The 14,981-nt window shown below is 62.4% G+C and carries 17 protein-coding genes and 1 other RNA gene; 7 read left to right on the top strand and 11 right to left on the bottom strand.

Annotated features, from left to right (window positions below; all coding sequences use genetic code 11):
- Positions 1–3 precede the first annotated feature (3 nt).
- The 7 genes from mraY to mraZ are packed head-to-tail and all read right to left on the bottom strand — an operon-like array spanning position 4 to position 7,385.
- Positions 4–1,098 carry a phospho-N-acetylmuramoyl-pentapeptide-transferase gene (gene mraY / locus GH659_RS13175; protein ID WP_153111897.1) on the bottom strand — a complete coding sequence of 365 codons (1,095 nt, stop codon included), beginning with the start codon at positions 1,096–1,098 and terminating at the stop codon, positions 4–6.
- On the bottom strand, positions 1,098–2,480 hold the full coding sequence (locus GH659_RS13170) for a UDP-N-acetylmuramoyl-tripeptide--D-alanyl-D-alanine ligase (protein WP_425499996.1): 1,383 nt from the start codon (positions 2,478–2,480) through the stop codon (positions 1,098–1,100). The genes mraY and GH659_RS13170 overlap by 1 nt, the downstream gene beginning before the upstream one ends.
- Positions 2,477–3,970, bottom strand: a complete 1,494-nt coding sequence (locus GH659_RS13165; RefSeq protein WP_153111896.1) for a UDP-N-acetylmuramoyl-L-alanyl-D-glutamate--2,6-diaminopimelate ligase — start codon at positions 3,968–3,970, stop codon at positions 2,477–2,479. Before GH659_RS13165 ends, GH659_RS13170 begins: the two co-directional genes overlap by 4 nt.
- Positions 3,967–5,712, bottom strand: coding sequence for a peptidoglycan D,D-transpeptidase FtsI family protein (locus GH659_RS13160; RefSeq protein WP_153111895.1), 1,746 nt, complete (start codon positions 5,710–5,712; stop codon positions 3,967–3,969). The genes GH659_RS13165 and GH659_RS13160 overlap by 4 nt, the downstream gene beginning before the upstream one ends.
- Positions 5,709–5,984 (bottom strand): cell division protein FtsL, encoded by a 276-nt coding sequence (gene ftsL, locus GH659_RS13155; protein ID WP_153111894.1) that lies wholly within the window; start codon positions 5,982–5,984, stop codon positions 5,709–5,711. Before ftsL ends, GH659_RS13160 begins: the two co-directional genes overlap by 4 nt.
- A gap of 1 nt (position 5,985) precedes the next feature.
- Positions 5,986–6,939, bottom strand: coding sequence for a 16S rRNA (cytosine(1402)-N(4))-methyltransferase RsmH (gene rsmH / locus GH659_RS13150; RefSeq protein ID WP_153111893.1), 954 nt, complete (start codon positions 6,937–6,939; stop codon positions 5,986–5,988).
- A complete protein-coding gene (mraZ, locus tag GH659_RS13145; protein ID WP_153111911.1) occupies positions 6,936–7,385 on the bottom strand; it encodes a division/cell wall cluster transcriptional repressor MraZ in 450 nt (149 codons plus the stop codon). The genes rsmH and mraZ overlap by 4 nt, the downstream gene beginning before the upstream one ends.
- 546 nt (positions 7,386–7,931) lie before the next feature.
- Between mraZ and GH659_RS13140 the strand changes: the two genes are divergently transcribed.
- On the top strand, positions 7,932–8,804 hold the full coding sequence (locus tag GH659_RS13140; RefSeq protein ID WP_153111892.1) for an AEC family transporter: 873 nt from the start codon (positions 7,932–7,934) through the stop codon (positions 8,802–8,804).
- Between the two features lie 21 nt (positions 8,805–8,825).
- Here GH659_RS13140 and rnpB read toward each other — a convergent pair.
- The 4 genes from rnpB to rsmI all read right to left on the bottom strand — a co-directional run bounded on the left by rnpB (position 8,826) and on the right by rsmI (position 11,753).
- Positions 8,826–9,203, bottom strand: an RNA gene (gene rnpB / locus GH659_RS13135) — RNase P RNA component class A.
- 124 nt (positions 9,204–9,327) lie between these two features.
- On the bottom strand, positions 9,328–9,735 hold the full coding sequence (locus tag GH659_RS13130; RefSeq protein ID WP_153111891.1) for a hypothetical protein: 408 nt from the start codon (positions 9,733–9,735) through the stop codon (positions 9,328–9,330).
- A gap of 46 nt (positions 9,736–9,781) precedes the next feature.
- On the bottom strand, positions 9,782–10,819 hold the full coding sequence (pyrC, locus tag GH659_RS13125) for a dihydroorotase (protein ID WP_153111890.1): 1,038 nt from the start codon (positions 10,817–10,819) through the stop codon (positions 9,782–9,784).
- A 91-nt stretch (positions 10,820–10,910) separates the two neighbouring features.
- Positions 10,911–11,753: a 16S rRNA (cytidine(1402)-2'-O)-methyltransferase gene (gene rsmI, locus GH659_RS13120; protein WP_153111889.1), complete on the bottom strand. Its 843-nt coding sequence runs from the start codon at positions 11,751–11,753 to the stop codon at positions 10,911–10,913.
- Here rsmI and GH659_RS13115 point away from each other — a divergent pair.
- From GH659_RS13115 to GH659_RS13090, 6 genes are read left to right on the top strand one after another with little or no spacing between them, the layout of a single operon-like run.
- Entirely contained in the window at positions 11,752–12,162 is a 411-nt protein-coding gene (locus tag GH659_RS13115) for a YraN family protein (protein WP_153111888.1), read from the top strand. The two genes, rsmI and GH659_RS13115, sit on opposite strands and share 2 nt — an antisense overlap.
- A complete protein-coding gene (locus GH659_RS13110) occupies positions 12,143–12,517 on the top strand; it encodes an HIRAN domain-containing protein (protein ID WP_153111887.1) in 375 nt (124 codons plus the stop codon). Before GH659_RS13115 ends, GH659_RS13110 begins: the two co-directional genes overlap by 20 nt.
- A 42-nt stretch (positions 12,518–12,559) precedes the next feature.
- Complete coding sequence (locus GH659_RS13105; RefSeq protein WP_153111886.1) at positions 12,560–13,153, top strand: phosphoheptose isomerase; 594 nt, start codon at positions 12,560–12,562, stop codon at positions 13,151–13,153.
- Positions 13,150–13,806, top strand: coding sequence for a BON domain-containing protein (locus GH659_RS13100; protein WP_153111885.1), 657 nt, complete (start codon positions 13,150–13,152; stop codon positions 13,804–13,806). The genes GH659_RS13105 and GH659_RS13100 overlap by 4 nt, the downstream gene beginning before the upstream one ends.
- 40 nt (positions 13,807–13,846) lie before the next feature.
- Positions 13,847–14,335, top strand: coding sequence for a D-glycero-beta-D-manno-heptose 1-phosphate adenylyltransferase (gene rfaE2, locus GH659_RS13095; protein WP_153111884.1), 489 nt, complete (start codon positions 13,847–13,849; stop codon positions 14,333–14,335).
- Between the two features lie 24 nt (positions 14,336–14,359).
- The gene (locus GH659_RS13090) at positions 14,360–14,950 is read left to right on the top strand and encodes a nitroreductase family protein (RefSeq protein ID WP_153111883.1); all 591 of its coding nucleotides are present in this window, start codon (positions 14,360–14,362) and stop codon (positions 14,948–14,950) included.
- Positions 14,951–14,981 lie beyond the last annotated feature (31 nt).

Genomic DNA, 14,981 nt, shown 5'->3' with positions numbered 1-14,981 from the left:
CGCTCAGCGAATCTTCAGGGTGGACAAACCGACCAGCACCAACATGATGGTGATGATCCAGAAACGGACGACGACTTGCGTTTCCTTCCAGCCACCGAGTTCGAAGTGGTGGTGCAGCGGCGCCATGCGGAAAATCCGCTTGCCGCCGGTATGCTTGAAGTAGAGCACCTGCATCGCCACCGATAGCGTTTCAACGACGAAGACGCCGCCCATGATCGCCAGCACGATTTCCTGACGGACGATGACGGCGACCGTGCCGAGCGCCGCGCCGAGCGCCAGCGCGCCGACGTCGCCCATGAACACTTCGGCCGGATAAGCGTTGAACCAGAGGAAGCCGAGACCGGCTCCGGCCATCGCACCAAGGAAAACGGCCAGTTCGCCGGCACCTGGGATGTAGGGCACGAACAGGTATTTGGCGAATACGGCGTTGCCGGCGACGTAGGCGAAAATGGCCAGCGCCGAGGCAACCAGCACGGTCGGCATGATCGCCAGCCCGTCGAGGCCGTCGGTCAGATTGACGGCGTTGCTCGAACCGACGATGACCAGATAGGTCAGCACGATGAAACCGACGACGCCGAGCGGATACGAAACCGTCTTGAAGAACGGCACGATCAGTTCCATCTGCGCCGGCACGTTGGCCGACAGGCCGAGATAGACGGCGACGACGAGGCCGATCACCGATTGCCAGAAATATTTCCAGCGGCTGGCCAGCCCCTTCGGATCGCGATAGACGACCTTCTTCCAGTCGTCGTACCAGCCGATGCCGCCATAGCCAAGCGTCACGATCAGCACGACCCAGACGTAGCGGTTGGAAAGGTCGCCCCAAAGCAGGGTGGTGACGCCGATGGCGATCAGGATCAGGATGCCGCCCATGGTCGGCGTGCCGGATTTGACGAGGTGCGTCTGCGGCCCGTCGGTGCGCACCGCCTGCCCGATCTTCTTGGCGGCCAGCCAGCGGATGACGTGCGGCCCGGCGACGAAGGAAATGATCAGCGCCGTCATCGCCGCCAGCACGGTGCGTAGCGTGATGTAATTCAGGACATTGAAGCCGCGGATTCCGAAATCCTGCGACAGCCATTGCGCCAGCATCAGCAGCATTATTTACCCCCTTCGGTTTGCGCTGCAGCGACGGCGTCCACCACGCGCTCCATGCGCATGAAGCGCGAGCCCTTGACCAGCACGATCGTCTCCGGCGTCATTTCACCCTTGAGCGTCTCGATCAGGTCCTCGAGCTTCTTGAAATGCCGGCCACCGGCGCCGAAATTGTGTGCGGCGATGGCACTCGCCTCGCCGAACGCCAACAACTGGTCGATCCCCTGGCTCTTGGCGTAGCCGCCAACTTCGTCATGGAACTGGCCGCTCATCTCGCCAATTTCGCCCATGTCGCCGAGGACAAGGATTTGCTTGCCGACCGTCGATGCGAGCACGTCGATGGCGGCGCAGACCGAATCGGGATTGGCGTTGTAGGTATCGTCGAGCAGCACCGCGCCATTCAGGCCGGCTTTGCGCTGCAGGCGCCCCTTGATGCCGCGGAACGCCGCCAGCCCGTCACGCACTTCAGCCAACGAAACGCCGGCAGCCAATGCCGCGGTCGCCGCCCCGAGTGCATTGCGCGCGTTGTGCGCGCCGGGCAACGCCAGATCGACGGCGACTTCCGCGCCCTGAAAGGCGATCGCCACATGATTTTCCAAACCATGCGTGCGGAAGTTGCCTGTCACGTCGGCCGGACGCTCGCAGGCAAAAGTCATCACCTTGCGCGTGCCAATTTGGCTGCGCCAGACGTCGCCCCACGGCTCGTCGGCGCTGAACACCGCCACGCCATCCTCGGCCAGCCCGGTAAACAGGCTGCCTTTCTCGACGGCGATCGAGTCGAGTGACCCCATGCCGGCGAGATGCGCGCGCTGGGCGTTGGTCACCAGCGCCACGGTCGGGCGGGCGATGCCCGCGAGGTAAGCGATTTCGCCCGGATGATTCATGCCCATTTCGATGACGGCAGCGCGATGGCTGGCGTCAAGCTTGAGCAGCGTCAGCGGCAAGCCGATGTCGTTGTTGAAATTGCCCTGCGTCGCCAGCACGGCGTCGCCAAAAGCGGCCTGCATGATGCTAGCGATCATTTCCTTGCTCGTCGTCTTGCCGTTGCTGCCGGTGACGGCGATCACCGGCAACGAGAAGCGTGCACGCCACGCCGCCGCCAACGCACCGAGCGCCAGCCTTGTATCGGCAACGACGATCAGCGGCAGCCCGACATCACCAAGCACCTCGGCGCCTTCGACATCGACCACGGCGGCCGCCGCGCCCAGCTTCTTGGCCGCGCCGACAAAGGCATGGCCGTCGAAACGCTCCCCGCGCAAGGCGACGAACAGCTGCCCGGCCGCCACGTTGCGGCTGTCGGTCGTCACGCCCAGAAAGCAGACATTCTTGCCGGCCACGGTACCGGACATGGCATTCGCCGCTTCCTGCAGATCCATCTTCACACTCATTGTTTGTTCTCCTGGCGCGCAGCCAATGCCGCGCGAGCTTCTTCGGCGTCCGAGAACGGTCGACGGACGCCGGCAATTTCCTGATAGGGTTCGTGGCCCTTGCCCGCCAGCAACACGACATCGCCAGCCTCCGCCCCCAGTACCGCCGCACGAATGGCTTCGGCACGATCGGCAATCACTTCGGCGCCAGGCGCCGCCACGTAAATTTCTTCGATAATTGTTTGCGGGTTTTCGCGGCGCGGATTATCGCTCGTCAGCACGACTTTGTCGGCCAGGCGCGCCGCGATTTCGCCCATCAACGGACGTTTTCCGTGATCCCGGTCGCCACCGCAGCCGAAGACGGCGCACAGCTGCCCTTGCCTGGCTGTCGCCGCACCGCGCAGGGCGCCGAGGGCATTTTCCAGCGCATCCGGCGTATGGGCGTAGTCGACAACGACCAGCGGCTCACCTTCGCCCCCCAGCTTTTCCAGCCGCCCGGGCGGTGGTGCCAGGTCGGCGAAGCGTTCGGCAATCTGCCCGGGCGTCAGGCCGGCATCGATCAACACGGCCGCCACAGCCAGCAGATTGGAAACGTTATAGCGACCGAGCAAACCGGTCTGTACCGTCGCCTTGCCATTCGGCGCAGATAGGGTAAAGCGCAGCCCGCTCGCCGTATCTTCCACGTTCTCGGCGCGTACTACGGCCTGCAGACCACCGGCCGCGTTCCGTTGCGTGTAGCCGATCACCTTGGCCGCGCTCGTCCGTGCGGCCAGTTCGACGCCGAAAGGATCGTCGAGATTCACCACGGCCAGGCGCAAACGCGGCCAGACGAAGAGTTTCTCCTTGGCCGCCGCATAGTCGTCCATCGAACCGTGATAATCGAGATGGTCGCGCGTCAGGTTGGTGAACACGGCCACATCAAAACGTGCGCCATCGAGCCGCCGCTCCTCGACACCGATCGAACTCGCCTCCAGCGCGCAGGCCTGCGCGCCGTCGTCGGCAAATTCCTTCAGATAACGCGCCAGCGTCGCGGCCTCCGGCGTGGTAAAGCCGGTTTCGGTCAGGCGCTCCGGCATACCGGCGCCAAGCGTGCCGATGATGGCGCAACAGCGCGGATGCGTGCGGGCGATCCACTGACTGATCGTCGTCTTGCCGTTCGTTCCGGTGATCGCGATCAACGACAGACGCTCGCTCGGATGACCGTAAATCGCATGCGAGAGCGGCCCGGACAGGCCGCGTAATTGCTCGGCCGGCAGATTGGGCAGCGTCCACTCGTTTTTCCATTCGAAACCACCGCCGGTCTGCCAGAGAACAGCGCAGGCGCCGCGCGCCATGGCATCGGGGATATAGCGGCGGCCGTCGGCGAAATCGCCGGGATAAGCCAGAAAGATGTCGCCCGGCTGCACGCACCGGCTGTCCTCGGTGACGCCGGTCGGCTGAACGCCGGCTGCGGCGAGTTGCGCGAGGAGCGGAGCCGGATCCATGAAGGCAGGCGCGCTGACCTTTTTCATAGCCGTCCTTTCGGCGCTGCCGGCTTTTGCGCAAGCTCGACCGGCGCGTCCGGCTGGATGCCGAGCGTGCGCAACGCGCCACCCATGGTGCGCGAGAAAATCGGGCCGGCGACTTCGCCGCCATAATGTGATCCGGCGCTCGGCTCGTCGATCATGACGGCCACGACTAGGCGCGGATCGGATACTGGCGCAAAACCGACGAACGAGGCGACGTATTTGCGCGCATATTGCCCGCCTTCGAGCTTGTATGCTGTCCCCGTCTTGCCCGCCACGCGATAACCTGGAATCTGCGCTTTCGGCGCCGTACCGCCCGGCTGCACGGCCATTTCGAGCATGGCGCGCACTTCGCGCGCCGTCTGCTGGCTGAACACAGGTTTCGCGCCATCCGGCGCCGCATCACGCCGCGCCAGGGACAACGGAATAACGTCGCCTTCGCGGGCGAAAACCGTATAGGCGCGCGCCAACTGCATCAGCGACACCGAGATACCGTGGCCATAAGACATCGTCGCCTGCTCGATCGGTTTCCACGACTTCCAGGGGCGCACCCGTCCCGGCACTTCGCCCGGAAAACCAAGACGAGGCACCTGTCCGAAGCCGATCGAATCGAACATTTCCCACATCTGCTGCGGCGCCAGCATGGCGGCGATCTTGGCCGTGCCGACGTTCGACGACTTCTGAAGCACTTGCGCGACGGTCAACGCCCCGTGCGGGTGCGCGTCGGAAATTGTCGCCCGGCCGATGGTCAAGCGCCCCGGCGCGCAGTTGATGATGGTGTCGAAGCGGACTTTGTCGCTCTCGAGCGCCCGCGCGATGGTAAATGGTTTCATCGTCGAGCCAGGCTCGAAGGTGTCGGTCACCGCCCGGTTGCGCAGCTGCGCCCCGGACAGACGCCCGCGGTTATTCGGGTTGTACGTCGGCCAGTTGGCCAGCGCCAGAATTTCGCCGGTCTTGACATCGATAACGACGACTCCGCCGGCCTTGGCCTTGTTGTCGGCCACGCCCTGCTTCAACTGGCTGTAGGCGAGGTACTGCAGCTTCGAGTCGATCGACAGGCGGATATCCTTGCCATCCTGGGGCGGCCGGATCGAACCGACATCCTCGACGATCTGGCCGCGCCGGTCCTTGATCACGCTGCGACTTCCCGGATGGCCGCGCAACTGATCCTGAAACGCCAACTCGACGCCTTCCAGACCTTTGTCATCGATACCGGTAAATCCGACAACGTGCGCCGTCATCTCGCCGCTCGGGTAATAACGCCGGTACTCCTTGTCCTGACCGATGCCGGGCAGCTTCAACGCCGCAATCTTGTCGCCGATTTCGGGCGGCAGTTGGCGGCGCAGGAACACAAACGATTTTTCGCTCGCCAGCTTGCCGGCCAACTCCCGCGCATCCATCTCCAGCAAGCCGGCCAACTGCGTTGTTTGTTCCGGCGTAAGACGGGCATCGGCCGGCATCGCCCAGACCGATTTCATGGGCGTCGAGATCGCCAGCACATCGCCGTTGCGATCGGAAATGCGGCCGCGCGAAGCGGAAATTTCAAGATCGCGCCGGTAACGCGACTCACCCTTCTCCTGCAAAAAGTCCTCGTTGAGCACTTGCAGATAGAACGAGCGTCCGACCAGCACGACAAAGCTGGACAGGATCAGCAGCCCCATCAGACGCGACCGCCAGGCGGGAAGGCGCAACTGCAGCACAGGGCTTTCCGCAAACTTGTGCGCCCGCACGCCCTTGAAGTTCATCATCGCACCGCCCCCCCGGCGGTGGCGGAGAGGACTTTCGCCGCCTCCGGTGTGCGCATCTTCAATTTCTCGCGTGCGATTTTTTCGATACGGGGCGACGTCGCCCACGTCGACAACTCGAGCTGCAACTGGCCGTACTCGACATCGAGTTGCCTGGCACGCTCCTGCTCATGCTCCAGCGCCTGAAAAAGCTTGCGCGCCCGGTGCTGGGAACTGACCAAACCCAACGCACACAGCATGAGCGCCAGCAACAGGACGATATTGAAGCGCAGCATTTCAGTCGCTGCTCCGCCCGCTCGTGCCGACAAACTTTTCCGCGACACGCATGACCGCGCTGCGCGCCCTCGGATTTCCTGCCACCTCGGCTTCGCTCGCCTTGACCGCCTTGCCGATCAGCTTTAATACCGGCTGCGGCAAATCCACGGAGCGCAAGGGAAGATTCTTCGGCAAACGATCGGCGCTCGCCTGCTCGCGCATGAAGCGCTTGACGATACGGTCCTCCAGCGAATGGAAGCTGATCACGACCAGCCGCCCGCCCGGCGCCAGCACATCAACCGCCTGCGGCAAGACTAGAGCGAGTTGCTCGAGCTCTTGATTGACGTGAATCCGTAAAGCTTGAAAGGTACGCGTCGCCGGATCCTGGCCGAGCTCGCGGGTCCGCACGGTTTCGCGTACGAGCGTGGCGAGTTCGCCTGTGGTTGCAAGAGGCCGCTCGCTCCGAGCAGCCACAATCTTCTTTGCAATCTGGAAAGCAAACCGTTCTTCGCCATAATTTCTGATGACCTCCGTTATTTCTTTAAGATCGGCATTTGCCAAAAATTCGGCAGCCGTTTCGCCCTGCGTCGTATCCATGCGCATATCGAGCGGCGCATCGAAGCGAAAACTGAACCCTCTTTCACCTTCATCGATCTGCGGCGAGGAAACGCCGATGTCGAGAAGGACGCCATCCACGTGCGCCAACCCCGCTTCGCGCACCGCCTCGCCAAGCTCCGCAAAACTGCGATGCAGCACCTGCAGGCGCGGGTCGTTGATCTCGCGTGCCACGGCAATCGCCTGCGGATCGCGATCCAGCGCCAGCAAGCGCCCTTCCGGACCGAGATGCGCGAGAATGGCGCGGCTGTGGCCGCCACGACCGAAAGTACCGTCGACATAAACGCCGGAGGGTTTGACCTCCAGCGCCTCGACCGCTTCCGTCAGCAGAACCGTCTGATGCGGCGACACGGCACTCACAGCGGCAAATCCTCAAGCCCTGGCGGCAACATCTCATTTCCCATCCCGAAGAACATTTCCTGCTGTTTTTGCCAGCCGGCATCCGACCAGATTTCGAAGTGCGAGCCCTGACCGACAAGCCACACCTGTTTTTCAAGCTGCGCGAACTGGCGCAACTCGGGTGCAACCAGAAGGCGGCCGGCGGAATCGAGCGACTCGTCGCGTGCGTTACCGACCAGTAGACGCTTGATGGCCGCCGACTGCTGATTGAGGCTGGAAGCCGCCAGCACCTTGTCCCGGATGGGCTCCCAGGCGGCGGCCGGGTAGAGAAGAAGACAGCGATGGGGATGCGCGGTCAGCACCAGCTGCCCCTCGGAAGCAGCCACGAGCGCCTCCCGGTGGCGTGCCGGAATGGCAAGCCGCCCTTTAGCGTCGAGATTGAGCGCTGCTGCTCCCTGAAAAACCAAAATGGCCCCGCTTTCTTCTTCTTGACGGAGAAACCGCTCGGCTTCCCACTTTTTACCACCGGCCCCCACTTTAAGACAAAGACTTTGGCTTTGCAAGCGCCCATTTACGATTTTTTCCAATGACTACAACAACTTACGAACGATTTTACAAAAACTTGCAGAAAAAAATTCCCTTAAAAAACAAGGCGCAAAAAACCGCAAGTTAAAGTGGTTTGTAACGAATGCGACATCAAAGCGAATGACCAGCCCGTAACAGCCCCAAAAACACCAAGGACATAAAAAAAACCACACTGCCGCCACGAACATGCCGAATGAGCTGACGTAAGAGCAGCAAAAAGCACCGAAAACACAGTGCATCAACGAAGTGGAAAGACTGTTTTTCCGCGGCGGCCTTCCTGCGGCAAAACAGGTCAATACGAAGCGGATAAAATACGGGCGTTCCTGGACACGCCCCGGCACGCACGGTTGGCACAGGCAACGGATACCCCCTCCGGATTCGCGCTGACAACGGCCGTCCTCAAGACTCAACTTCTGCGAGACCGCCCCATGCTGCTCCGCATCATCAGTATCGTTTTCCCGATCTTCATCATCGTGCTCGCCGGCTTTCTCTACGGCCGCAAGCATCGCCCGGAGATGATGGCCGCCAACAAGCTCAACATGGAAGTCTTCCTGCCCGCCCTTATTTTCACGGCACTGGCCGGAAAATCCTTTGAGCTGGCCGACAACATCCCGAGCATTTTGGGCGCCCTCGTTATCGTCTTCGGCTCCGGCCTGATCGCCTGGCCGATCGTGCGCCTGCTGGGTTACGACACGAAAACCCTGATCCCACCAATCATGTTCAACAACGTCGGCAACATGGGGCTGCCGCTGATGCTGCTCACTTTCGGCGAACAGGCGCTGGGCGCGGCCATCGTGCTGATGCTGATCGTCACCCTGCTGCAATTCGCCCTCAGCCCGTGGCTCATCAAAGGCGGCTCGCCGCTCACCACCGTTCTAAAAGAGCCCTTCATCATCGCTGCGGCACTGGGCGTCACGGTCAGTCTGACCGGCTTTGCCGTCTGGCCCCCGATCATGACCGCCTGCAAAATCGTCGGCGACATTTCGCTCGGCCTGATGATCTTCTCGCTCGGCGTCCGCCTTTCCTCGGCGAAACTGAACGCTTGGGGCATCGGCCTGACCGGCGCCATCCTGACCCCGATCACCGGCATGATCATGGCGTGGCTCTTCTGCGAATTCGTCGATATTCCGCGTGCCGACCAGGATATCTTGTTCGTCTTCGGCGCCCTGCCGCCGGCCGTCTCGAACTTCATTTTCGCCGAGCGCTACAAACAGGAACCGGACAAAGTCGCTTCAATCGTAGCGATGGGCAACGCCATGGCGATCGTTTTCGTACCGATCGCACTTGCGCTCCGTCTCTGACGCCATGAAACAAGAAGGAAATTGGGAAGCCGGTCGATAAGCCGGGTTCTGTCGTGGGCAACCATTCCTCTAGGCGTACTGTTACCAGTACGCTCAAGCAGCCTACCCGGAAGCAACGCGAGCCACGCCATGCGCTTCCCTATTTGGCCTTGCTTCGGATGGGGTTTGCCGTGCCGTCCGTGTCACCACGTCCGCGGTGAGCTCTTACCTCGCCGTTTCACCCTTACCGTCCCGGGTTTCCCCGGTCTTAGGCGGTCTATTCTCTGTTGCACTTTCCGTCGCCTTCGCCTTGCGGCTTATAGCGCCCGGCCGTTAGCCGGCATCCTGCTCTATGAAGCCCGGACTTTCCTCCCGGCTCGGGGTTTTCACCCTTTGCCCGGCGGTTGCCTGGCCGACTTCCCGCTTTGATTATACGCAGGCCGTCAACCCCCTGCCAGTTTGACGGCGGCTCATCGGGCCCCCGTGCAGCGAGATACGGCTCGACACTTGGACTCCCTCCCTGCGCGGGAGGCGATTCCGCCGATTACGGCACTTCAGGGGCGGCGACGAAAACCAGTTTTTCGCCCTGCATCTGGAAGGCTCCCAGCAGCGGTCCGGTTCCCCCCTCCGGAATCGCATCAAGCTTGGCAAAGCCCTCGCACGTCCGGGTTTCCACCGCGTACATGCGACCATTCTGCTTGAGAATCCACGCATTGTTGCCTGGCGCATAAACCTCGACCTTGGCACGAAGCCCTGCCTCCGACATCGGGTGACGCCGCATGCAATCGGGCATGCGCGCCGCCACTACCGAATACTTGGCCTTGCTTTCCCACGGCATGCCCGTGACCCGGATCAGACTCAACGCGTGGGCGCTGCCCTCTATTTCATAGGTGGCACGCAAATCTGAACACGCCGCAAGCAACGGCAGCAGCAGGAACGGCAAAAGCCTCATTCGGAACACAGCACACCTCCCAACGCAAAAGACATCGAGACAGGGATTAGCCAAGCACTTTCCAGCCAAGAGACTCGCCTGCACGCAGCGGCACCAACGACTCCCCTTCGCCATACGCAAAGGCATCTGGCACAGGCCACGACTGCCTCTCCAGCGTCACGGTTCCGGTATTGCGCGGCAGACGGTAGAACTCCGGCCCGTTGAAGCTGGCAAACGCCTCCAGCTTATCGAGCGCCCCGGCCGCTTCGAAGGCCTCGGCATAAAGCTCCAGCGCGGAAAACGCCGTGTAGCAGCCAGCACAACCACAGGCCGCCTCCTTGGTATGCCGCGCATGCGGCGCCGAATCGGTGCCGAGGAAGAATTTCTTGTTGCCCGATGTCGCCACACGAACCAGCGCCTTGCGGTGCATCTCGCGCTTCAGCACCGGCAGGCAGTAGTAATGCGGGCGCACACCGCCGACAAAAATCGCATTCCGGTTGAACAGCAGATGGTGGGCCGTGATCGTCGCCCCCACGTTATCGCCGGCGGACAACACGAAATCGGCGGCATCCTTGGTCGTGATGTGCTCGAAGACGACGCGCAGACCGGGACGGCGCGCCAGCAGGGGCTGCATCACCTTTTCGATAAAAACGTTTTCGCGGTCGAAAATATCGATGGCGGGATCGGTCACTTCGCCATGCACCAGCAGCGGCATGCCGGCTTTTTCCATCTCGGCCAGAGCGGCATCGCACTTGGCCAGATCCGTTACCCCGGCGTCCGAATTCGTCGTCGCTCCCGCCGGATACAGCTTGACCGCCTTGACGAAACCGCTATCGGCCGCGCGCCGAATTTCGTCGGCCGGCGTGTTATCGGTCAGATAAAGCGTCATCAGCGGATCGAAACTCAGCCCGGCCGGCACCGCCGCCAGGATGCGCTGCCGATACTCGGCGGCAGCAGCGACGGTAGTCACGGGCGGGCGCAGGTTGGGCATGATGATGGCGCGCGCGAACTGCCGTGCCGAATGGGGAAGAACAGTCTTCAGCGCGTCGCCATCGCGCAGATGCAGGTGCCAGTCGTCGGGCCGGGTGATTGTAATTTGCATGATTTGATACTCTCGTTCGAATAGGCGGATTTTAGTTGAAAAGCGGGCAACGACAATGATGGCGCGCCTCTTCGACGCTGCCGAAAGGGCACGGCTATGATTCTTTCAACGCCAGCGCCAGCTCGTACATCGCATTCTTGCCCGCGCCGGTGATCGCATGCGCCAGCCTGGCGGCCTGTTTGACCGGCAGCCCCTCGTCAAGCAGCAGTTTCAATACCCGCTCACCCTCGCCGTCATCGCCCGCCGCCGGCGCCCCGGAAACGAGCAACACGAACTCGCCACGCTGCCGGTTGGCATCGGCGTTCAACCAAGGGAGCGCCTCGCCGAGCGGGCAAGAATGAATCGTTTCGAACAGCTTGGTCAGTTCGCGCGCCAGCACCAGCGTGCGCTCCGGCCCGAATACGCTGACCAGCGATTCGACCGTTTCCAGAATGCGATGCGGCGCTTCATAAAAGACTAGCGCGTAAGGCAACTCCGCCACCTCGCGTAGCGCATCTTCGCGCTGTTTGTTCCTGGCCGGCAAAAAACCGTAGAACAGGAAATGCGGCTCCGCTAGCCCGGATGCCGAAAGCGCCGTGACGACTGCGCACGGCCCCGGCAACGGCACGACGCGAAACCCGGCCTCGCGCACCCGCGCCACCAGCCGCGCGCCGGGGTCGGACACCGCCGGAGTCCCGGCGTCGGAAACGAGCGCCACCGATTCGCCGTCGTTCAACCGGGCGATCACCTGCTGCGCCGCGGCTTCCTCGTTGTGCTCATGCGCCGGCAGCAGACGCGCCGAACAGCCGAAATGCTTGAGCAGCGGCGCGGTGTGGCGCGTATCCTCAGCCGCCACCCATTTCACCTGGCGCAGGACGTCGATGGCGCGCTGCGTCATGTCGGCCAGATTTCCGAGCGGCGTCGGGACTACATATAATGCGGGGAATTCTTCTGTCATGGCGATCACACAATCAATGAGGCGCAACGATACCACGAGCCCGAACCGGCAATCGCCGACCCAACAGCGCGGACAAGCCGGCGAGGAACTGGCCGCCCACTTCCTGCAAAGACACGGCTTGCGCATCCTGACGCGCAACTACCGCTGCCGCGGCGGCGAGATCGATCTGATTTGCCAGGACGGAGCCGCGCTCGTTTTCGTCGAAGTACGCCTGCGCCGGAGCAACGCCTTCGGTGGCGCGGCGGCGAGCATCACACTAACCAAGCAGCGCCGCATCATTCTCGCCGCCCGGCATTATCTGGCCACCCACTCAAAAACCGATGCCGATTGCCGTTTTGATTGCGTGCTGCTGGACGGAACATCCGACCAATCGATCAACTGGGTGCGCAATGCTTTTTCTGCGGACTAGCCTGCTGGCATTCGCCCTCCTCGTCACGAATCCAGCTTCCGCGGAGTCGATCAAGATCCTCATCCAGAGCTCGCCGCTAGCCGGAAGTCAGTACCACGCCCTTTCGCGCGTGCGCGATGCGATCCGCGTCGGCGACGCCCTGACGCTGACGCGCGAACCGGACAACCGCCATGACCGCCACGCCGTGCGCATCGAGTGGAACGGCGAAAAGCTCGGTTACGTGCCGCGCGCCGAGAACAAGGCCGTCGCCCGCGCGCTCGACGCCGGAGAAAAACTCGAAGCGCGCGTCTCCGGGCTGCGCGACGCCACCGATCCATGGCAACGCGTCGAGTTCGAGGTCTATCTGGCCCTCTGATGTTAGACTTGCCGCTTGTTTTTCCGCCCCGCGACCCACGACATGGATCTCATTTCCCGCATCAGCAAGCAATTCACCGACAGCGCCCAAACCAAGCTCAACGCCATCGAACTGCTGGCCGCGCCGATCGCCGGCGCCACCGAATTGATGGTGCACAGCCTCGTCAGCAACGGCAAGATTCTCGCCTGCGGCAACGGCGGCTCGGCGGCCGATGCGCAACACTTCGCGGCCGAACTCGTCGGTCGCTTCGAAATGGAGCGGCACGGCCTCGCCGCCATCGCGCTGACCACCGACTCCTCGATCCTGACGGCGGTCGGCAACGATTACGGCTACGCGCTGACGTTCGAACGGCAGGTGCGCGCCCTTGGCCAATCAGGCGACATCCTGTTGGCAATCTCCACGTCCGGCAACTCGGAAAACGTCATCGAAGCCATTCACGCCGCACACGACAACGATCTGCGCGTCGTCGCGTTGACCGGCAAGGGCGGCGGCGCCATCGGCGAAATGTTGCGCGACAGCGATGTCCATATCTGCGTACCTGCTGACCGCACGGCGCGCATCCAGGAAATTCACCTATTGACGATTCACTGCCTGTGCGACGGCATTGATTGCCTGCTATTAGGAGTTGAAGAATGAAAAAACACCTGCTTGCCGCGCTGCTTGTTGGCGCCACCGCTCTTCCGGCCCTGCAGGGCTGCGTTACGATGGTCGCCGCCGGCGTCACGAGCGGCGTCCTTGCCACCTTCGATCGGCGTTCGCTCGGCACTCAGACCGAAGACGAATCCATCGAATGGAAAGCCGACACCCGTGTCAGCGAAAAACTCAGAGACCGCGGCCATTTCAACTTTACAAGCTACAACCGCAAGGTTCTGATCACCGGTGAAGTCGCCTCGGAGGAAATCAAGACCGAGGCCGAGCGCATCGTCTCGGAAATTCCGAATGTGCACGGCGTTTTCAACGAACTGGTTGTCGGGCCGTCATCGTCGTTCAGCGACCGCAGCAACGACGCGTTCATCACCTCAAAGATCAAGAGCCGCTCGGTCGATTCCGGCAAGTTCAACCCGGTACACCTTAAGGTCGTCACCGAAGCCGGCACCGCCTTCCTGCTCGGGTTGCTGACGCAGGCCGAAGCCGATTCGGCCATCAACGTCGCCCGCACCACGGCCGGCGTCAGACGGGTAGTGAATCTGATCGAAACCATCTCTCCGGCCAAGGCCCGCGAACTCGACGTCGCACAGTCGAGCGGCCAAAAGCCGGGGCCGGTGCCCGTCGAATCGAGAGCGCCATAACCTCCCGGCCGAGCCTCTTTCCGAACCGAATTACGAAACGATGAACTTCCCGCCCCCCGCCTTCGAATCCAAGATCGTCGCCCCCGGCGATCTTGCCGACCGCCTCGCGGCACTACCGCGCCCGCTCGTCTTCACCAACGGCTGCTTCGACATCCTGCATCGCGGCCACGTCACCCTGCTCGCACAGGCACGCGCCCTTGGCCAGTCAATGATCGTCGCGCTCAATACCGATGCCTCCGTCAAACGACTCGGCAAGGGCGACGACCGACCGGTGAATAGCCTCGCCGACCGCCTCGCGGTGATGGCCGCCGTCGAATGCGTCTCGCTCGTCACCTGGTTCGACGAGAACACGCCAATCGAACGCATCCTCGAATGTCGGCCGGACATTCTCGTCAAGGGCGGCGATTGGCCGGTCGAGAAAATCGTCGGCAACCGCGAAGTCACCGGCTGGGGCGGCAAAGTCGTTTCGATTCCGTTCATCCACCAGAAATCGACGACGGCGCTACTGGAAAAAATCCGCCAGCTTTAATCATCACCCGCCTAAGGAATAAGCATGACGCTCACCCCCGGAACCACCATCCCCCCCCCCCCCCCCGAAACGACCGGCGGCATGCCGCTGATGGAAGCGTTCAAAACCCGCGAGTCGCGGCGCGAATACAGCGCAACGCCGATCCCGACGCAAGTACTCGCCAATCTGCTGTGGTCCGCCATCGGCATCAGCCGCCCCGAAAGCGGCAAGCTGACCGTACCGAACGGCCGCAGCCGGCGCGAAATCGACGTGTTCGTGATCACGGCGGAAGCCACCTACAAATACGACATCGACCGGCACGCGCTGATCGTCGTACTCGCCGAAGACATCCGCCTTCTGGCCGGCAAGCAGGACTTTGTGCCGACCGCTCCCGTCAATCTTGTCTTCGTCGCCGACTTCCGCAAGATGCCGGAACTCAACACCGAGCAGCAACTGGTCTACGGCTCGACCGATGCCGCCTTCTGCGTGCAGAACGCCTACCTCTACTGCACCTCGGCCGGCCTGTCGACGGTCGCACGCGGCTCGGTCGACCGCGAAGCGCTCGGCAAGGCGCTTGGCCTTGACGCGCAGCAACGCATCATCCTTGGCCAAAGCGTCGCCTATCCGGCAGGGTAAGAGCGCCCGCTTCAAAGTAAAACCCCGGCGC

Source organism: Propionivibrio limicola (assembly GCF_009469695.1).
GTDB lineage: Bacteria > Pseudomonadota > Gammaproteobacteria > Burkholderiales > Rhodocyclaceae > Propionivibrio > Propionivibrio limicola.
The sequence above is the reverse complement of the archived record's forward strand: the minus strand, read 5'-3'. Positions and strand labels throughout refer to the sequence as shown.